Annotated in this window: 16 protein-coding genes; 9 read left to right on the forward strand and 7 right to left on the reverse strand. The window is 64.3% G+C overall.

Going from position 1 to position 19,482, the window contains the following annotated elements:
• Positions 1-328: 328 nt before the first annotated feature.
• From H7A19_14685 to tsaD, 5 genes are all read right to left on the reverse strand, one after another.
• Complete coding sequence (locus tag H7A19_14685; protein ID MCP5476075.1) at positions 329-1,402, reverse strand: hypothetical protein; 1,074 nt, start codon at positions 1,400-1,402, stop codon at positions 329-331.
• A gap of 551 nt (positions 1,403-1,953) precedes the next feature.
• Positions 1,954-3,027 carry a hypothetical protein gene (locus H7A19_14690; protein MCP5476076.1) on the reverse strand — a complete coding sequence of 358 codons (1,074 nt, stop codon included), beginning with the start codon at positions 3,025-3,027 and terminating at the stop codon, positions 1,954-1,956.
• Between the two features lie 234 nt (positions 3,028-3,261).
• Positions 3,262-3,687 carry a 2-amino-4-hydroxy-6-hydroxymethyldihydropteridine diphosphokinase gene (locus H7A19_14695; protein MCP5476077.1) on the reverse strand — a complete coding sequence of 142 codons (426 nt, stop codon included), beginning with the start codon at positions 3,685-3,687 and terminating at the stop codon, positions 3,262-3,264.
• A complete protein-coding gene (gene folB, locus H7A19_14700; GenBank protein ID MCP5476078.1) occupies positions 3,665-4,066 on the reverse strand; it encodes a dihydroneopterin aldolase in 402 nt (133 codons plus the stop codon). Before folB ends, H7A19_14695 begins: the two co-directional genes overlap by 23 nt.
• Complete coding sequence (gene tsaD / locus H7A19_14705; protein ID MCP5476079.1) at positions 4,063-5,082, reverse strand: tRNA (adenosine(37)-N6)-threonylcarbamoyltransferase complex transferase subunit TsaD; 1,020 nt, start codon at positions 5,080-5,082, stop codon at positions 4,063-4,065. The genes folB and tsaD overlap by 4 nt, the downstream gene beginning before the upstream one ends.
• Before the next feature lie 83 nt (positions 5,083-5,165).
• Between tsaD and rpsU the strand changes: the two genes are divergently transcribed.
• From rpsU to H7A19_14735, 6 genes are all read left to right on the forward strand, one after another.
• Positions 5,166-5,381 carry a 30S ribosomal protein S21 gene (gene rpsU / locus H7A19_14710; GenBank protein MCP5476080.1) on the forward strand — a complete coding sequence of 72 codons (216 nt, stop codon included), beginning with the start codon at positions 5,166-5,168 and terminating at the stop codon, positions 5,379-5,381.
• A 318-nt stretch (positions 5,382-5,699) separates the two neighbouring features.
• Entirely contained in the window at positions 5,700-6,158 is a 459-nt protein-coding gene (locus H7A19_14715) for a GatB/YqeY domain-containing protein (GenBank protein MCP5476081.1), read from the forward strand.
• A gap of 456 nt (positions 6,159-6,614) precedes the next feature.
• Positions 6,615-7,574 carry an acetyl-CoA carboxylase carboxyltransferase subunit alpha gene (locus H7A19_14720; protein ID MCP5476082.1) on the forward strand — a complete coding sequence of 320 codons (960 nt, stop codon included), beginning with the start codon at positions 6,615-6,617 and terminating at the stop codon, positions 7,572-7,574.
• Between the two features lie 33 nt (positions 7,575-7,607).
• Positions 7,608-8,939: a tRNA lysidine(34) synthetase TilS gene (tilS, locus tag H7A19_14725; protein MCP5476083.1), complete on the forward strand. Its 1,332-nt coding sequence runs from the start codon at positions 7,608-7,610 to the stop codon at positions 8,937-8,939.
• 535 nt (positions 8,940-9,474) lie between these two features.
• Positions 9,475-9,618 carry a hypothetical protein gene (locus H7A19_14730; protein ID MCP5476084.1) on the forward strand — a complete coding sequence of 48 codons (144 nt, stop codon included), beginning with the start codon at positions 9,475-9,477 and terminating at the stop codon, positions 9,616-9,618.
• On the forward strand, positions 9,587-9,754 hold the full coding sequence (locus H7A19_14735; GenBank protein ID MCP5476085.1) for a hypothetical protein: 168 nt from the start codon (positions 9,587-9,589) through the stop codon (positions 9,752-9,754). Before H7A19_14730 ends, H7A19_14735 begins: the two co-directional genes overlap by 32 nt.
• A gap of 18 nt (positions 9,755-9,772) precedes the next feature.
• On the opposite strand, the gene H7A19_14740 is transcribed toward H7A19_14735, so the two are convergent.
• On the reverse strand, positions 9,773-10,579 hold the full coding sequence (locus H7A19_14740) for a sulfite exporter TauE/SafE family protein (protein ID MCP5476086.1): 807 nt from the start codon (positions 10,577-10,579) through the stop codon (positions 9,773-9,775).
• Positions 10,580-10,711: 132 nt separating this feature from the next.
• Between H7A19_14740 and H7A19_14745 the strand changes: the two genes are divergently transcribed.
• Positions 10,712-12,643: a lytic transglycosylase domain-containing protein gene (locus H7A19_14745; protein MCP5476087.1), complete on the forward strand. Its 1,932-nt coding sequence runs from the start codon at positions 10,712-10,714 to the stop codon at positions 12,641-12,643.
• Positions 12,644-13,402: 759 nt separating this feature from the next.
• Here the strand turns inward: H7A19_14745 and H7A19_14750 are convergent.
• Positions 13,403-13,678, reverse strand: a complete 276-nt coding sequence (locus H7A19_14750; GenBank protein MCP5476088.1) for a hypothetical protein — start codon at positions 13,676-13,678, stop codon at positions 13,403-13,405.
• Between the two features lie 236 nt (positions 13,679-13,914).
• Here H7A19_14750 and H7A19_14755 point away from each other — a divergent pair, with 236 nt between their 5' ends.
• Together H7A19_14755 and H7A19_14760 are read left to right on the forward strand one after the other, a co-directional pair.
• Entirely contained in the window at positions 13,915-16,080 is a 2,166-nt protein-coding gene (locus tag H7A19_14755; protein ID MCP5476089.1) for a PD40 domain-containing protein, read from the forward strand.
• A gap of 417 nt (positions 16,081-16,497) precedes the next feature.
• Positions 16,498-19,395: a TonB-dependent receptor gene (locus tag H7A19_14760; protein MCP5476090.1), complete on the forward strand. Its 2,898-nt coding sequence runs from the start codon at positions 16,498-16,500 to the stop codon at positions 19,393-19,395.
• Positions 19,396-19,482: the final 87 nt, after the last annotated feature.

The raw sequence follows: 19,482 nt of genomic DNA on the forward strand, positions 1-19,482 counted from the left end.
GGTTCTGGGGGCCAGCGCTCCCGGCGGTCGGGCTTTTCCGGGCTGGCGCGACACAACTGCGCGTGGAGAAGTCAAACGTCAAACGTAAAACGTCAATTGGCCCTCGCGTGTGGGGTCCTGTGGGAGCGGGCTGCGCCCGCGATCGCAGACTGTCGCCCGCCGCAGCCCTGATCGCGGACAGAGTCCGCTCCCACAGTCTCCAAGCTGCGAACTCCCAATTGACGTCTTACGTTTTACGTTTGACTGTTTGCCGCAACACGCCGGATGCCTCAAACGCAAACAAGCCGGGGATCTCTCCCCGGCTTGTTTGCAGTCAAACCGCCAACCCTCAATTCAACGCCGGATTGTTCTCGGCAAAGTACTCATGGTTGTCGGCATTGGCCACGGCCTTGCTCGGCGTGCGCTTGGCCAGGTTCTTGGCGGCGGTCTGGCCGTAGGCGTTGTCCTTGGTGCCGCCATTGACCGTGAAGTGGCTCATCTCGTGGATGATGGTGCCGCCGCGCGAGTCGGTGCCTGCGGTCGGGGCCGACCAGAAGGCATTGCACAGGTGGATGATGTACGGCTGGCTCGGGTACACGTAGGCAAAGGCGCTGGCGGCCGACGGCGTGCAGTAGCAGTCGTAGGTGATGGTCGCACTGATCAGGGCATTGTTGATCAGGTTGAAGTGGCTCTTGACCGTGTTGTAGCGGCTGGAGGTGTAGCTGCCGAACCAGGTGGTGTAGCGGCTGCCGCGGGTGCCGGCATTCATGTATGCAGCGGAGTTGGCCGAGTAGGTCTTGGCCTGGGTGTGGGCGCTGGGCAGGGCGGACTGCTGTGAACTGGAGCAATTGGCGTAGGTGGCGGCCTTGGTGAAGGCGAGGTTCTGCCGGACGCCGCCGATGCCCTCGTAATAGCTCGGCGAGCGGCCCATCGAATACAGCTCGATGGAGTCCGCATCCACGGTCGCGGCACCAAGATCTTCCACATGGCCGGACTTCTCGTCGGTGGCCATCATGTAGCTCAGTTGGCCGTCGAAGCTGACGCTGTAGCTGCCGGCGTTGACCATCTCGTAGCTGGCGGCGAGATTGACCTCGGCGCTCAGCGTCTGCCCCGGCGCGATCTTGACGAAGTCACTGGCCTGCGGATGCCCCCAATGCACGATCTTGTCCATGTAGCGCACCGGCTGGCCCTGGTAGCTGACCGTGAACATCTCGCGCGACATGCCGTCCAGCGGCGTTTCCCAACGCAACACGTAGACCGCTTCGCTGGACTGGTTGGTGATCTGCCAGAGCACCGACTCGCCCGGCGAGGACTTGCTCGTTTGTGCCTTCAGCTCGACGCTCAGCGGAATCCCCGCCGCTGAGGCGCTGCCCAGACCGCACAGCAACAACGCTCCCACGATCACCCGCAGACTGCTCTTCATCGTCAATTCCCCAAGAAAAGTTGGCCCCCGTTCGATGGAACGGATTCTGTCGCCGGCGCATCCCCATGCGCTTTGGCGAGGCTGCATTTTCAGCGAAGGTTCAGGGAAGTCAATGAAGGGAATTGGTTTCTGGTGAATCGAATCTTGCGGCGGTGCGCGACGGAATCATGTCCGTACAAATAGCGTGAACGGCCATTGGATTCGGGAATATCAGAAATTGCTCATGTGCCGGCTTGCCCGCGCAGGCCCTCGCAAGCTGCGGGAAAGTGTCTTTCGACGCGTCGACTGCTCTGTAACGTTGTGTCTCGTGGGCGGGAATCTGGCCTTCCCGGAGCGATTCCGCTCGGCGAAGCTTGTTCTCGACTCCGCCGCGCGGAGGATGGTGGGCGGATTGCTTGATGGCGTTTCGCCTGGGCCAGGCGCTGCATCGGCCGCAAGCCGGTTGTGCCTGCTGTCTCATCCGGACCATCCACCACAGCCGCCACTCGAACTCCATGCCTTTCCGAGAGGGAGACAGGCGTCGCCTGCCTCCCCGTTTTCAGCGGATGGCCTCAGTTCTGGTAGGGCGTGTTCTCGGCAAAGTACTCGTGGTTGTCGGCGTTCTGCACCGCGGTACTCGGGTTGCTCTTCGCCAGGCTCTTGGCCGAGCTTTGGCCATAGGCGTAGTCACCAGTGCCGCCATTGACGGTGAAGTGGCTCATCTCGTGAATGATCGTGCCGCCGCGTGAATCAGTGCCGGCGGTTGGCGCCGACCAGAAGGCATTGCACAGATGGATCCGGTACGGCTGGCTCGGGTACACGTAGGCGTAGGCGCTGGCCGATGACGGCGTGCAATAACAGTCGTAGGTGATGGTCGAGCCGATCAGCGCCGTGTTGATCTTGCTGAAGTGGCTCTTGACCGTCGAGTAGCGGCTGGAGGTGTAGCTGCCGAACCAGGTGGTGTAGCGAGCCCCAGTCGAGCCGGCATTCAGATAGGAGACTGAATTGGCCGAGTAGGTCTTGGCCTGGCTGTGTGCGCTGGCCAGTATGGTCTGACGGGAACTCGAGCAGCTGGCGTAGGCGGCTGCCTTGGTGAATTCCAACGGGCCGCTGGGGGCGCCAAGTGCCTGGTAGTAGCCGGGCGAGCGGCCCATCGAATAGAGCTGCACGGCATCGGCATCCACCCGGGTGGCACCGAGGTCTTCCACATGGCCGGACTTCTCGTCGGCAGCAACCATGTAGCTCAGCTGGCCGTCAAAGCTGATGGTGTAATCGCCGGCGTTGATCATCTCGTAGGAGGCGGCCAGGTTGACCTCGGCGCTCAGGGTCTGGCCCGGGGCGATCTTCACGAAGTCCTTGGATTCCGGATGACCCCAATGCACCAGCTTGTCCATGTAGCGCACCGGCTGGCCCTTGTAGCTCACGTCGAAGAGCGAGCGCGAGAGGCCATCCAGCGGCGTTTCCCAGCGCAGCACATACACGGATTCGGACGATTGATTGGTAATCTGCCAGGTAATGGATTCTCCCGGCGACGACTTGGAAGTCTGCGCCTTCAATTCGACACTCAGCGGTATACCTGCGGCCGAAACACTGCCCAGGCCGCACAAGAGCAACGCACCCACGATTACCCGCAGACTGCTATTCATCGATAGATCCCCGGAAAAAGTTGGCGGTCGTCCGGACGGACGATCCGCGCCGCGGGCATCCCCATGCGCCGTGGCGATGGGCATTTTCAGCCAAGGCTTGGCGAAGTCAACGAGCGCCAATGGTTACTGCAGAATCGATTTTCCGAGCGCTAAAATTGGTTGCCACGGTGACCATTTCTCGGCGCTCCGCATCAGAACGCCATCGGCAAAAAAGCAAGCGGCGCGGTGCGCCCCTCAAATGCCCTCTGGCGCAATATCGCGCAGCGGCAGCTGGGCATATTGAGCTGTGTAACTTTTCGTGTCCCAGACTTCAAACTCCGGTAGCCAGCGACCCACGGCATCGATGTCGATGGGGCACAGTCCAGGCTCGGGGCTCGGGCGGCGGCGTCCCAGCTGGGATTCGACCGCCCGCAGCCGTTCGCGCAGGCGCACCCGATCCAGTTTGCTGCGAATCACCACCGCCTGATTCAGATAGGCGGGCGCATCGGTGCTGCCGGCAGCGGGCGTCCAGTGGCGGCCTGAGCGCTGGATGACGCCAAACTGGCCATCGAGCAGGCGCATCGCTGCATCCAGCTGCTGTTCGGCGTCAACATTGCTGCCCAGCATCAGCAGGACCCGTGGCGACATCTCGCTCAGGCTAGTCGTTGTATCGGTCTTCATCTGCCTGGGCCTGCTCCAGGGCGTCGCGATCCATGTCGACGCGCACCGCGATCTCCGCGGGCAGCAGCCCGGCAATCGATTTCCAGGCGGTCAGGCTGACGCTGCGCAGCGGAAATCGCCGCATCAGATGCCCGCCGAGTTCGTGGGTGAAGCGCTCCAGCAGTTCGTGCTGATGACGACGGCCAAAATCGCGTACCTGGGCGCAGACCTCGTCGTAGTCGACGGTATCGACCAGGGCATCGCTGCGTGCCGCCCGACGCCCGTCCAGCCGCAGTTCCAGATCCAGCTTCAGCGCCTGCGGCGCCTGTTTTTCGTGCTCATAGACGCCGATCACGGTGTCCACGCGCAGATTCTTGATCAATATCGTGGTCAGGCTCATGAGTTAGCTACAGGCGGTGACAGGGTGGAGAGGTCGCGCCTGGGTGTGGCGCGGATGCAGGCGTCCTCGCGTTCGCCCGCGACCAGGCGCAGTGCACCGGCGAGCGCGATCATGGCGCCGTTGTCGGTGCAGAACAGCGGCCGCGGAAAATGCACGCTGGCGCCGCGCTCGCCGAGCTCGGCCTGAAGTCGCTGGCGCAGTCGCTGATTGGCGCCAACGCCACCGGCGACCACCAGTCGATCACGCCCGGTCTCATCCAGCGCCCGCAGGCATTTCCAGATCAGGGTATCGACCACGGCCTCTTCAAAGCCTCGGGCGATATCGGCGTATTGCTCTGGCTCGCTGCGCTTGGCGGCCAACATGACCTGGGTCTTCAGGCCGCTGAAGCTGAAATCCAGTGTCGGTCGATCGGTCAAGGGTCGTGCGAACCTGAAAGCTTTGGGATCGCCGTCCTCGGCCAGCCTGGCCAACGCCGGGCCGCCCGGATATCCGAGGCCCAGCAGCTTGGCGGTCTTGTCGAAGGCCTCGCCGGCAGCGTCGTCCAGGGTATCGCCCAACTGTCGATACTGGCCGACGCCGGCGACATCCATCAGCAGGCTGTGCCCGCCCGAGACGATCAGCGCGACGAAGGGAAAGGCCGGTGCCGGCTCCTCCAGCAGCGGCGCCAGCAGATGCCCTTCCAGGTGATGCACGCCCAGCGCCGGGATATCGAGTGTCCAGGCCAGCGTCTTGGCCAGGGTGGCGCCGGTGAGTAGCGCGCCGATCAGGCCGGGGCCTTCGGTGTAGGCGATGCCGTCGAGATCGCGCCGTGTCAGTTTCGCTTCCGTCAGCACCTGGTCGATCAGCGGCAGCAGTCGCAGGATGTGATCACGGGATGCCAGTTCGGGAACCACGCCGCCGTAGTCCTGATGCAGCGCGGCCTGCGTGTGCAGTGCGTGCGCCAGCAAGCCATGGTTGGTGTCGTAGACCGCAATGCCGGTCTCGTCACAGCTGGTTTCTATCCCCAATACACGCATGCTTTGATCGTTCAGCCAAGTTCGGGTTATGATTGTGGGCTCGCTAGGCGCCGAGCGCCAGCCAGTACCACTACGGAGTGTCCATGCCCAACGTTAAAGTCCGCGAAAACGAACCCTTTGAGTTTGCCCTGCGCCGCTTCAAGCGCTCGTGCGAGAAGGCCGGTGTGTTGAGTGAAGTCCGCCGCCGCGAGTTCTACGAAAAGCCGACCCAGGAGCGCAAGCGCAAGCTCGCCGCCGCGGTCAAGCGTAACCTGCGTCGCGTCTCGCGCGATGTGACGAAGCGTCAGCGGATGTATTGATGTCTGCTGGCAGGCGCCCATCGCCTGCCGCGAATCAGGATACTCCGAATGCCGCCGACGGGATGCCCGTCGGTGGCTTTTTGCGTTTGTGGTGGGTCGAGAAGCGCCGGCTTCGTCCACCTGTAGGAGCGCCCTTGCGGCGCGACCACCGCTGCGGACCTGCGCCTTGCCGGTCGCGACGCGAGGTCGCTCCTACGGGCAACTTGTGGTTCACGGCCCGTGGGCAGTGTCGGGCCGAAACAGGTGGCTCGCAACGACGCATCAAGGATATTCAATCGGCGACACATAAATGACTGACTGCTAGGAGAGAGAACCGACATGAGCCTCAAAGCCCGATTGATGGATGACGTCAAGGCCGCGATGAAGGGCGGCGACAAGGAGCGTCTGGCGACGCTGCGACTGATCACTTCGGCGATCAAGCAGGTCGAGATCGACAGCCGTGCCGAAGGCGAGCGTCTGGAACTGGGTGATGCCGAGGTGCTGGCCGTGCTCGAGAAGATGCTGAAGCAGCGCCGCGATTCGATCCAGCAGTTCGAGGCCGCCGGGCGCCAGGATCTGGCCGACAAGGAGAAGGCGGAGGTCGTCGTCATCGACGAATACATGCCGGCGCGGCTGTCCGACGCCGATCTCGACGCCCTGATCCGCGAAGCGATGACCGAAACCGGCGCCACCACGGCCCGCGACATGGGCAAGGTCATGGCGGCGATGAAGGCCAAGGCCGCCGGCCGCGCCGACATGCAGCTGGTCAGCGCGCGGGTCAAGGCCTTGCTGGGCTGACAATCGTTGCTGGTTGCTGGTTGCTGGTCGTCAGAAAGCTGGTGTCGGTGCTTGGTGTTGGTGTCGGAAAGAGCCGTAGCTCCGACGTGCTGCAAGGCTGCGTGCCAACTGTGGGAGCGGACTCTGTCCGCGACGGCTTGCCGGCACCCGCATTTCCCAAGAGCGCCGGGGGTCCGCTGCGCGGCACCCTCGGCCTATGTCGGAGTCAGACAGGTTCATGGGCCTGGGGGCTGTATTTGGCCGATACCGCTTGCTCGCAGCGATACCCGCTCCTGGCTCTTGTAGGTCCAGACAAGTCTGGACCTACAAGAGCTCGAAGCCCTTAGCCTTTCCCGAGTCCCGAGTCCCGAGTCCCGAGTCCCGAGTCCCGAGTCCCGAACCCACCGTACGCCCCCGTCCAGACGCCCCGGCGTGCCTCGGTGTTATCCTGTCCAGCTCACTGAAGCCCTCCTGCCGATGAATCCAGCCTTCCTCGACTTCGAACAGCCGATCGCCGAACTGGAAGCCAAGATCCAGGAATTGCGTTACGCCAGTCAGGGCAACGCAATGAACATCGAGGAGGAGATCGGCAAGCTCAAGGACAAGTGCCGGGCCAAGACCCAGGCCATCTTTGCCAATCTCTCGCCCTGGCAGATCGCGCAGCTGGCGCGTCATCCGCTGCGTCCGCACACGCTCGACTATCTGCCGCTGGTCTTCGACGAGTTCCACGAGCTCAAGGGTGACCGGCACTACGCCGATGACCCGGCCATCATTGGTGGTCTGGCCCGTATCGGTGGCCGGCCGGTGATGTTCATCGGCCAGGAAAAGGGCCGCGACACCAAGGAAAAGGTGCGCCGCAACTTCGGTATGCCTCGGCCTGAAGGCTATCGCAAGGCCCAGCGCCTGCTGCAGATGGCCGAGCGCTTCGGCCTGCCGGTGCTGACCTTCATCGACACCATGGGCGCCTATCCCGGCGTCGGCGCCGAGGAACGTGGCCAGTCCGAGGCCATCGCCAAGAGCCTGGAGATCATGTCGGATCTGCGGGTGCCGATCATCTGCACGGTCATCGGCGAAGGCGGTTCCGGCGGCGCGCTGGCCATTGGCGTGGGCGATCGCACGCTGATGCTGGAGTACGCCATCTACTCGGTGATCTCGCCCGAAGGTTGCGCCTCGATCCTGTGGAAGAGTTCCGATCGCGCCCGCGAAGCGGCTGACGCCCTGGGCATCACTTCCACGCGTCTGCTGCAACTGGGACTGGTCGATCAGGTGATCGACGAGCCGCTGGGCGGCGCCCACCGCGACACGGCGGCGATGGCAGCAACATTGAAGGATCATCTGTTGCGCCAACTCGACGGCCTGGAGCGCATCGAGGCCGGCAGCCTGGTGGAAGCCCGCTACCGGCGTTTGCGCGGCTATGGCTCGCAGCGCGCCGAATAGTCTCCGTCGTTCTCGCCGTCCAGGCGCCGTGCCTTGACCGCCACTGGCACGGATACCGTTGCGGCATTGATCCATGCCATCGAGCAGTCACTGCTGCCCTTGCCGAAGGCGCCGGTCTGGATTGCCCTGAGTGGCGGCATGGATTCCTCGACGCTGCTGGCCTGCGCTGCGCGAAGCGCACTGGCGCGGGCGCGCGGCTTGAGCGCCGTGCACGTCCATCACGGTCTGCATCCCGACGCCGATCTTTGGGCTGATCAGGTACAGGAGCAGGCGCTCGCCTTGGAAGTGCCCTGCGAGGTCCACCGTGTGCAAGTCGATCCGCGCGGACAGGGTCTGGAGGCCGCGGCCCGGGAAGCGCGTCATGCGGTCTTTGCACAGGTGTTGAGCGCCGATGCTGTCTTGCTGCTGGCGCACCACCGCGAGGATCAGGCTGAAACCCTGCTGCTGCGCATGCTGCGCGGCACCTCCGTCGATGGCCTGGGGGCCATGCGTGCGCTGCGGGCCTGCGGTCATGGCTGGCTGGCGCGACCGTGGCTGACCCACGCCCGTCAGCAGTTGCAGCTTGCCGCCGAAGCGTTGGGTCTGCGCTGGATCGAAGATCCGGCCAACCACGATCTGCGCCACGACCGATCCTTCCTGCGGCAGAGTGTCTGGCCGCTGCTGGACGGCCGCTTTCCGGCGCTGGCCGAGCGGCTGACTCGATTGGCTCGGCATGCGGCCTCGGCCAGCGACGAGCTTGAGGCCAGCGCTGAGGCGGTGCTTGAATCGCACGCCGAATGGAGCGAACGACGGCTGCGCATCAGCCCGCTGCTGGATCTGGGCGAGGCACTGTTCGGGGCCACGCTGCGCCGTTTCGCCCGGCAGCTGCAGGTGGCGCCGCCCGGATTCCACGAGTTGCAGCGCCTGCGCCAGGAGGTGCTGCTGGCTCAGATCGACGCGAGCCCGATCCTGCGCTGGCAGGGCCATGAGTTCCGCCGCTTCCGCGATGACCTCTACTTGCTGCGGCAATCGGACACGCTCGCCGCGCCTGCCGTCGAACTGGAATGGTCCGTCGGTGCCAGCCGTCTGGATTTGCCCGCCGACCTCGGCAGGCTGTTGCTGCTGGATCCGCAGGATCGCGAGGCAGCGGCACCGACCGCCGCACAGGTGCGCTGGCGTCGCGGCGGCGAGCGCCTGCGCCCGGCTGGCAAGCCACACCGCCGCGATCTGCGACTGCTGTTCCAGGAACTCGGGGTACCGCCCTGGCAGCGCGAGCGCGTGCCCTTGCTGTTCGAAGGCAAGGAGCTGCTGGCGGCCGTCGGACTGGTCGAAAGCGCCAGACTGGCCGCGTTGTGGCCCGGACTGCGGGTACGCTGGGAGCAGTGACGCGGCCGCGTGCGGTCTTTGTAGGTCCGGACTTGTCTGGACGCTTTCTCGGCAACCTGCCGCGTCCGCGGCCGTTGTAGTGCCGAGCCTGCCCGGCAGGGTGTGCGGCTCTTTGGATCAAGGGCAAGAAGCACAAGCAAAGCAGAAGCAGCGGAGCAAGCTCCGCTCTACCAGAGCTGCGGTGTACGAGGCTGTTGTAGTGCCGAGCTTGCTCGGCAGGGTGTGCGGGTCTCTGGATCAAGAGCAGAAGGCACAAGCAAAGCAGAAGCAGCGGAGCAAGCTCCGGTCTACCAGAGCTGCGGTGTACGAGGCTGTTGTAGTGCCGAGCTTGCTCGGCAGGGGTTGCGGCTCTTTGGATCAAGGGCAAGAAGCACAAGCAAAGCAGAAGCAGCGGAGCAAGCTCCGCTCTACGAGAGCTGCGGTGTACGAGGCTGTTACCGAGCTTGCGGGACTGCATCCCCAGAACGCAAGCCCAGCGAGAGCAGCGGAGATCTTCACAAGCAATTGCGACCATCGAACCTTGGAGATCTTCGCAATGGGCAAGTGGATCGTCGTCATCATCGCCGTCGCGGTTGCCGTGTGGTGGTTCACCCGCGACCCGGTGGAGGTGGCCTATCCAGAAGTGTCTGCGGCAGGTCAGCGCCGAGATGGACAAATCGGCCTCTGGCGGCAGCAGTGATCTGGAAAAGGCCATGGCTGATGCCGTCAAGGGCGTCGGCAAGGCCATGGGCACGGCAGGCTGTGAGGCCATGCGGGCGGCCTGCAAGGACAATCGCGACGGGGCCTTGTGCAAGGCGGCGCTGGCGCAGTTCTGATCGGCCAGCCCCGGGATCTCAGCCCCGACTCAATCGATAGACGAGCAGGCCGGCGACCACCAGCAGCCAGAGTGCGAAGATCTGCTTGAGGCGTGCCACCGGCAGCCGGTGGGCCAGCGCGGCGCCGAGCGGGGCGGTCAGGATGCTGAGCGAAGCGATCGCCAGCGCCAGCTTCAGGTCGACCAGACCGATGGCCCAGCGTGACAGCGCCGCCGGGGTGTCGGCAAAGCAGTAGCCGACGGTGCCGGCCAGCGCGATCGGAAAACCGGCGGCTGCCGAAGTGCCGATGGCCTTGCGCAGCGGCGCTCCCAGGCGGTAGAGCAGCGGCACCGTCAGCGAGCCGCCGCCGATGCCCACTGCGGCCGATACTGCGCCGATCACCAGCCCGCCCGGCGCAAGCCAGGCGCTGGGCATCGGCCGCTCGGGCAGGGTTGCCAGCTGTTCGGCTCGCGGCCGCGCGATCTGCCAGGCGGCCAGCAGACAGAAACTGGCGACAAACACCGTCAGTGAGCTGCGCGAGATGCCGGCAACCACCAGCGCGCCGCCGCCGCTGCCGAGGATCAGCCCCGGTGTCAGCCAGGCCAGTGCCCGGGCGTCGACGCCGCCGCGCCGATGGTGCGCCCAGGCGCTGGCAGCGGCGGTAACACTGATGCTGGCCAGCGAGGTGGCGATGGCCGCATGCAGAGCCACGTCGGCCGGAATCCCGGTCGCTGGCAGCCAGAAGGCCAATGCCGGCACCACGATCAGGCCGCCGCCGATGCCGAGCAGACCGGCCATCACGCCGGCCACTGCGCCAATCGCCATCAAGATCAGGGTTTCGATCATCGTGATGCGCGCCTTTGTTCAGCTCAAGTCTCAGGAATGGCTTGCAAGTGCTTGTAGACTGGTAGCGGTCTACGATGCGATCTCGCCGCATGGCCTGCATGCCATCGGCTTCATGCCCTCTGGAGTGGTCTCTTGCGTTGTATCTGTTCGATCGTGCTGTTGCTGCTGTTGCTGCTGTTGTCCAAGGGGGTGCTTGCGGCAGATCTGGCCGAGCAGCGCGCGCAGTTTCAGGTGGCCTGGCGCATCGCCCAGACCGGCTCGGACGCCAGCGCTCGCGTGCCGGGGCTGGAAGACTATCCGCTTTATCCCTATTTGCCCTACGAACGTCTGCGCAGGATTCCGGGAAAGGCCACCTTTGCCGAGATCGAACAGTATCTGAAGGACTACGGCGACACCTTGCCCGGACACCGGCTGCGCGCCCAGATGCTGGAGCACTATGGTCGCAACAATCGGCACCAGGAGTTTCTGGCGATTTACCGCGAGGACCTGGCCTCGGTCGATCTGCGCTGCCATGCCTTCAGCGCCAGGCGTGCCACCAAGGCTGCCGGCGATGCCGAGGCCGAAGCGCTTGGCCTGTATGCGACCCTGGACAAGGATCGGGCTGACTGTCGGCCGATGCTGACCTGGATGCGCGCCCGGAAGCTGCTGACGCCCGAGCGCGTGCGGGCGCGTGTAGAGCAGGCCATCGCTGCAGGTCAGACCGGTCTGGCAAGGGTGCTCAGCAACGATTTGCCCAAGACTGAACAGCCCGGCGCGCAACGCAGGATCCTGGCCCGGGCCGAAGCCTCGGTGGCGCTGAACCAGGCCGGCAAATGGCCAGCCAATGCCGACAGCGCCGAGGCCGCCACGCTGGCGCTGACACAGTCGGCACGCAAGAGCGCGCTCGGAGCCCAATCCCGTTACCAGATCCTGGCGAAGAGCCTGCCTTTCGATGCCGCGCAGAAGCTGCGCATCGAGGCCGAGATCGCCCGCTATGCGGCGGTCGAGCGCCTGCCGGAGGCCAAGGCCCTGCTGGCACGGGTGCCGGCCGCAGGGTTCGATGACAATCTGCGCGAATGGCAGGTGCGTTATCACCTGCGGCGGCTGGAATGGACCGAGGCGCTGGCGGCCCTGGACGGCATGTCGGCCACACTGGCAGCCAAGTCGAACTGGCGCTACACCCGGGGTCGTGTACTCGAGTTGCTGGATCGGGCCGAAGAGGCCAAAGCCGACTTCCAGGCCGCCGCCACCGAGGCCAATTTCCACGCTTTCCTGGCAGCCGATCGCATCGGCGCACCGTACGCCATCTGCCCAGCCGATGGTCTGCTCGACGGCGACCGGGCGCTGGAGGTGCTGGCCCTGGGCGGTGTGCGTCGCGCGCTGGAGTGGGCGGCACTCGGCGAGATCGATAGGGCCCGCTCGGAATGGTTCTGGCAGCTGCCGCAGCTGGATCCGCAGCAGCGCCGGGAAGCCGGTCTGATCGCCAGCCGCGAAGGTCAGAACGAATGGGCGATCTTCACGCTGAATACCGACACGCTGATGCGCCAGTACGAGGCCCGCTTTCCGCTGCTGTACACCGATACGGTGGTCCAGGAATCGAGGCGCACCGGCTTGCCGCCGGCCTGGGTCTACGGTCTGATCCGTGCCGAAAGCGCGTGGAATGCGAATGCCCGATCACCGGTGGGCGCGCGCGGCCTGATGCAGCTGATGCCGCAGACCGCCGCGGCCGTGACCAAATCACTGGGCATCCGTTCGGCCCCGTTGACCGATCCAGCCCACAACATTCGCCTGGGCACCACCTATCTCAGTCTGCGCATGGGTAATCTCGACGGCAACGCGGTGCTGGCCACCGGCGCCTACAACGCCGGCATCGGCGCCGTGAAGCGCTGGATCGGCGAGCCACTGCCGCCCTGGGACCTGTGGGTGGAAACCGTGCCCTACAAGGAAACCCGCGAATACATCGCCCGCGTGCTGGCCTTCAGCGTGCTCTACGACTGGCGCATCGACGGCAGCCCGCAACGGCTGTCGGCGATGATTCCGGGCCTCGGCGGCAAGGCCGAGCCGGCGCCGATCCAGTGTCCTTGACGGGGCACGGGGCAGGGGGCACGGGAAAGGCTGGGGGCTTCGGTGCTGTTGCAGGTCCAGACTTGCCTGGACGCTTTGCGGACATCGAGGCGATAGCGTCCGGGCCGGTCCGACGACAACACGGCGTTATTGCGAGCCACCTGTTTCGGCCCGACACTGCCCATGGGCCAGGAACCACAAGCTGCCTGTAGGAGCGACCTCGCGTCGCGACCGCCAAGCGGCACGCCGAAGCAACGGTCGCGCCGCAACGGCTCTCCTACAGGTGGCTCTCCATGAACCTATATCGTAAGTTGTTGATGCGTCATTGCGAGGAGCGCAGCGACGAAGCAATCCAGGGTAGCGCCGCACACTCCTGGATTGCTTCGCTGCGCTCTCCATGAACCGCATTCCAGCGCCGGGCGCCGGGGATATCGGGTCGCTCTTGTGGAGGGCGCCGCGCTGCGGCGCCGCTTTGCGCTGAGCGGAGATCAAGAGCGGCCGCGCAGGCGCGCGTCCCTCCTCAAAGCCGCGTCGTACCTGCCAGGGTTCATGGCCCGTGGGCAGTGTCGGGGCGATACAGGTGGCTCGCAATGATGCCGACTTCTTGCTTGCGGGCAGTGTCCGGCCAATATTGGTTTCGCTCCGACGGCTGACCTGTCAGCGCGGCCCGACGTTCTGATCGCTCTTCTTCGCGTTCTCTCTGCTTTTCCTTTGCGTCCTTTGCGACCGGCTTCTCGCTACGAACCGCGCCACTTCCCGGTTTTCGCCCTCAATCAGAAATCAATCCGCCTCAACCGCATCAATGCGCTCGCGGCGGACGATGATGGTTTCGTGCTCGCGGTTGCGCAGGATCACCACGTCCGGACCGATGGCGGTCACGGCGCCGCCGATGGTCTGGCCACCGACGTGCAGATACACGCTCTTCTTGGCGGCATGGGCGGCCTTGAGGGCCTTCAAGGCTTCGCGCTCGAAGCTATCGGCGCTGGCGGGATCCTGGGCGTTTGCGGTCATGGTCAGGCTCATCAGCAGTAGGGCGAATGGGGTCAAGCGGGTCATCGACAAATTCCGATCGGCAGTTGTAGGGGCCGGCGTGCCGCCTTTGGGCTGATCTGCGCCGGCTGAGCGGTTCAGGGGCGCTCATGGACAGCAAGAACGGAGAACAACAGCGCAACGGACCTACCGTTTGTCGGAAAGTGTGCAGTTTGTGAACTCGCCGAACCGCGGACGCGACCCGGTTTCGTGCCAGATTGCGTGGACTAGCATGCCTTCCCGGCCGATATCTGGTGCCCGCCATGCGCGCTTCGCTGCTGTTGCCGCTGACCCTGATCTGGACCGCCCACGCTGCCTGCGCCCAGTCCACCCCGAATCCGATCCTGTTTGTCACCCAGGTCCCGGTGCCCGTCGACTTTGCCACCGTCGGGTCGACCTTTGCCAATCATCTGGCCAGCCCGGCATCGGTCTACCGGGGTGGCGATCTGTGGATCCGCTACGGTGACGGCAGCCTGCGCAATCTGACCGCCGTGGCCGGTTTCGGCATGAGCGGCTTTCAGGGTGCCAATGCCATTGCCGTGCGCGATCCGGCCGTGCACTGGAACGGCACCAAGGCGGTGTTCTCGATGGTCGTCGGTTCGCCGCCGCAGCAGTTCGTGGTGCAGAGTTATCGCTGGCAGCTGTACGAGATCACCGGTTTCGGCCAGGGCCAGACGGTGTCGATCACGCTGGTCCCCAATCAGCCGAGCCAGTACAACAACGTGATGCCGGCCTATCTGTCCGACGGCACCCTGGTGTTCGCCTCGGACAGGCCGCGCAACGGCGCTGCGCACCTGTATCCGCAGCATGACGAGTACGAATCGACCGCCACCGTGACCGGCCTGTGGCGATTGAATCCGGCGACCGGCGATCTCAAGCTGCTGGATCATTCGCCCTCGGGCGACTTCGATCCGATCGTCGACAGTTTCGGCCGCTTGCTGTTCACCCGCTGGGATCATCTGCAGCGCGATCAGCAGGCCGATCAGGCCGGCAATCCCTTTGGCAACTTCGACTGGCTGAGCGAAGCGGCCAACGCGCCGCTGGCGGTCGGCATCACCGAGGACTTTCCCGAGCCGCGGGTGGCGCCGCCCGGTGCGCCGGTCAATGGCCATCGTTTCAACAATTTCTTCCCCTGGCAGCTGGCGCAGGACGGCACCCAGGCCGAGCTGCTGAACCATCTCGGCCGGCATGAGCTGCATGAGTACTTTGATCGCAGTTTCGCCACCGATCCCAACCTCACGGAGTTCATCTCCGCAGTGTCAGGACGCACCAATCCCAACGATATCGAGAACCTGTTCCAGATCGCCGAGGACCCCACCCAGCCCGGCCGTTACGTGGGTATCGATGCTCCAGAGTTTGCCACGCATGCTTCGGGCCAGCTGGTACGTCTGGTGGCCGGGCCATCGGTCAATCCGGACGATGTGGTCATCGAATACCTGACGCCGCGCAGCACTTTCGGCACCACGCCGGCGCCGGATCACTCCGGGCACTATCGCAATCCGATCGTGCTCAGCGACGGCAGCATCGTGGTCGCCCACACCACCGAGCAGAACGAACTGGCCAACCTCGGTACCGCCACGGCGCCGATCCCGAACTATCGTTTCCGCCTGAAGTTGATGACGACCGGCAGCGGTGGTTTCCAGACCGCGGGAGCCAGTCTCACCTCGGGCATCAACAAGAACGTCAACTGGTGGAATCCGGATCAGATGGTCAGCTACAGCGGCGAGCTGTGGGAACTGAGCCCGGTGGAAGTGCGCGCCCAGACAGCGCCGAGCCCGGTTCTGGCGGCACCACTGGCCAACCCCGAGCAGCAGGCTTTTGCCAATGCGGCGGTGGCGGAATCGACCTTCAGACAGTTTCTGCGAGCGCAGAACCTCGGGCTGATCGTGGTCCGCAACAACACCTTCCGGGACGACGCCGACCAGCAGCAGCCCTACAACCTGAGGGTGCCAGGTGGCGTGCAGACCGTGGGCGCTGCCGGCACCCTCTACGACATCGCCCACTTCCAGCTGGTGCAGGGCGATCAGGTGCGCGGCATCGGCGGCACCAGCACCCCCAACCCGGGTCGCCGCGTGGTTCCGCGCTTCTTGCACGAAGCCGCGGCCTTGAGTCACAACCTGCCCAATGCCACGGGTCCGGAGGGCTCCTCCCCGATCTTCGCCGACGGCTCCACGGCGATCTTCGTGCCCACGCAGCGTGCGCTGAGCTGGCAGACCACCGCGCCCGACGGCACGCCGGTGGTGCGCGAGCGCTTCTGGCTGACGCTGCAGCCGGGCGAAATCCGCACCTGTGACGGCTGCCATGGCATCAATCGCAATGGCCAGGCCGGACAGCCGGCATCCACAGCGACGCCCCAGGCATTGACTGCGCTGCTGCAGCACTGGAGCGAGCTCAAGGGCGGGCTGATGTTCGCCGACGGTCTGGAGTAGCGGTCAAGGCCGGGGGCTTGCTGGCCCCGACCAAATGTGCCGCAAGTGCCTCAATAACAACATCTTCCGCAAAGGACGCAAAGGACGCAAAGTAGAGCGATTCCAAGTTGTCAGCCGGTGGTGTAGCCAGAGATTGCCGCGCAGCCCACCATGATTTGAATTCTTCGCGACCTTTGCGTCCTTTGCGGACAAGAAAATGAAACCCCGAGATCGCCCCCTGTTTGGTGGGCGAATCAGCGCTTTGCCAGCGCCGACTGCGACACTCCCCTGCCGCTCCGAATTCCCGCCCTTCAAGACCTTCGTGCGTGCATGAAGTAATGGTGTCAATTGTGTCAAATTGTCGTTAGATTCAGCGCGCGCCAGTCGGGGGAACTGGCGACACCACACCACCAGAACTCGAACAAGAGGGATCGCGATATGTCGTTCAAGACTCGCCAGCCGCGCACGCGGCTCGTCGTACGCGCATTGGCATTGGCACTCATGGGCTTCGGCGCCGCCGCCGTGGCTCAGGATGAGCAGACCATGCAGCGCATCGATGTGACCGGTTCACGCATCAAGAAGGCCGAGGTGGCCGAAGCGACGCCGGTGAATGTGATTACCCGCGAACAGCTCGAAACCAGTGGCTTGCAGAGCATCGGCGACGTGCTGCAGCAGCTGTCCGGCAGTGGCTCCTCGCTCAACACCAAATTCAATTCCAGCGGCAATTTCGGCTATCCGCCCGATGGCAGCGGCGTGGGTGCGGGTTCGACCACGGTCGATCTGCGTCACCTCGGCGCCAAGCGCGTGCTGGTACTGGTCGATGGCATCCGCTGGGTCAACGAGTCTTCGGCCTCGGGCGTCAGTCCGGCGGTCGATCTGAACACCATTCCGCTCAGCATCGTCGAGCGTATCGAAGTGCTGGAAGACGGCGCCTCGTCGATCTATGGCTCGGACGCCATTGCCGGTGTGGTCAACGTGATCACCCGCCGCGACCTGGAAGGTGGACTGGTCAACCTCTACTACGGCCAGTGGGACGAAGGTGATGGCGAAACTGCCAGCGGCGATGTCTCCTACGGCGGCAGCACCGACCGCGCCAGTTTCTTCATCTCCGCGAGCCGCTACGACCAGAAAGAGATCCTGTCGCGTGACCGCGAGCAATCGAGCTTTCCGGTGCCGGGTACCGGCGTCACCCGCGGCAGCTCGGCCACGCCGCGCGGCCGCTTCATCTTTGTTGATCCGAACACCAACAACGAGCTCGATCTGACCCTGACCAACGGGCTCAGCGGTCGTCCGGTCTACAATCCGGCCAACCCGGCCTCTGGCGGCTTCCAGGATTTCACGGGTGCCGATCGCTTCAACTTCTCGCAGTTCAACCTGCTGCTGACGCCGAGCAAGCGCACCGGTCTGTTCGGTCAGGTGCGGGTGGAACTCACCGACAACACCACCTGGTATCTGAAGACCCTGTACAACACACGTGAGTCGACCAACCAGGCTGCACCGGAACCGATCTTCGTCGGCCCGGGTGCCGGTACTGGTGGGCTGGCCGACACCATTTCGATCGATCGCACCAATCCCTTCAATCCTTTCGGCTTCACCCTCGACGCCAACAGCAACTTCATCTTCATCGGTCGCCGCCCGATCGAAGGCGGTCCGCGCATCTACCAGCAGGATGTCGATACCTGGTACATCTCGACCGGTCTGGAAGGCAGTCTGGATGTGGGCAATGGTCTGTTCTGGGACCTGAACTACGTCAACAGCGAGAACAAAGCCGAACAGGTCTTCTACGGCAGCTACAACATCGCCCGAATCGCCCGTGCGCTGGGGCCGGTATCGCAGTGCACCGCGCCCTGCGTGCCGCTGGACTTCTTCGGCGGTCCCGGCACCATCACCCCGGAAATGCTGAGCTACATCCAGTACGTGGGCGTGGATCGCAGCGCCAACAACCTGGAGATGATCTCGGCCAATATCTCCGGCGATCTGTTCGATCTGCCAGCCGGCGCGCTGGCTTTTGCGGCAGGCTACGAACACCGCGAGCAGGACGGCTTCTTCCAGCCCGATGCCGTGACCGTGTCGGGCGAAAGCAATGGCGTGCCCTCGCTGCCGACCAGCGGCAAGTACGATGTCAACGAGTACTACGCCGAATTGGCGATCCCGGTACTGTCCGACACGGCCTTCGCCAAGGCCCTGGATTTCAGCCTGGCAGGCCGCTACTCCGACTACTCCACCTTTGGCGGCGAGAGCACCGGCAAGCTCGGCATGCGCTGGCAGGTCAATGACGACTTCACCATCCGTGGCAGCTTTGCCGAAGGTTTCCGGGCGCCGTCCATCGGCGAGTTGTTCGGCTCGGCCTCGCGTTTCGATGCAGTGCTGAACGATCCCTGCTCGGGTTATGGCAGCAACAGCGGCGTTCCGGCCAACATCGTCGCCAACTGTCAGGCATTGGGTGTTCCGGCCAACTATCAGCAGCCCAACCCGCAGATCTCGGTGGTCACCGGTGGCAATGATGAGCTGGAGCCGGAAACCGCCGACAGCACCACGCTGGGCTTCGTCTACAGCCCAGCCTGGGCCGAGAACACCGGCTGGTCACGGCGCTTTGATGTGGAACTGACCTGGTACAAGCACAAGCTCAAGGGCGCGATCCAGGCCCTGGATGCGCAGACCCAGCTGGATCTGTGCGTGGGCACGCTGGACGACACCTATTGCAACGGCATCGTCCGCAACCAGACCGGCAACATCGCCGGTTTCCAGAACCGTCTGACCAACCTCGGTCGCATCGACACCGATGGCGTCGATGTCAACTTCTACTGGACGCTGCCGGAATCGGACATGGGTGATTTCACCGTGGCCTGGCGCAACACCATCGTCAACGACTACGAGGCCGTGGGCGCAGGTGGACTGGTCGAGCCGCGCGAAGTGGGGCGTGAACTCAACGACAGCGGCATTCCGCGCTGGAGCAGCAATCTGCAGCTGGGCTGGACGCTGGGTTCGGTCAGTGCAGCCTGGACCATGCGCTACACGTCCAAGCTGGAAGAAAGCTGCAGCGACTTCCTCGATGGTACGCCCAACAGCTTCACCAGCCTGGGATTGTGTTCAGACCCGAATGCGAACGACGACAGCCTGTCGATCAATCGCCTCGGCGGCACCACCTACAACGATCTGCAGCTGAGCTGGCGTCTGCCGGAGGACTTCCTGGCGGCCACCCTGACGGCCGGTGTCAACAACGTCTTCGACAAGGACGCGCCGACCTGTCTGACCTGCTCGTTGAACGGCTACGACGCTTCCAACTACGACCTGCCGGGTCGCTTCTGGTACGCCAAGGCTGCCGTCAAGTTCTGATGCTGTGATGAAGAAGGGCCCGATCCGCGCAAGGCGGGTCGGGCCCTTTTCTTGTGTCTGATTGGGCAAAAAAAACCGACCCGCAAG

It is taken from the genome of Rhodanobacteraceae bacterium, assembly GCA_024234055.1.
GTDB lineage: Bacteria > Pseudomonadota > Gammaproteobacteria > Xanthomonadales > SZUA-5 > JADKFD01.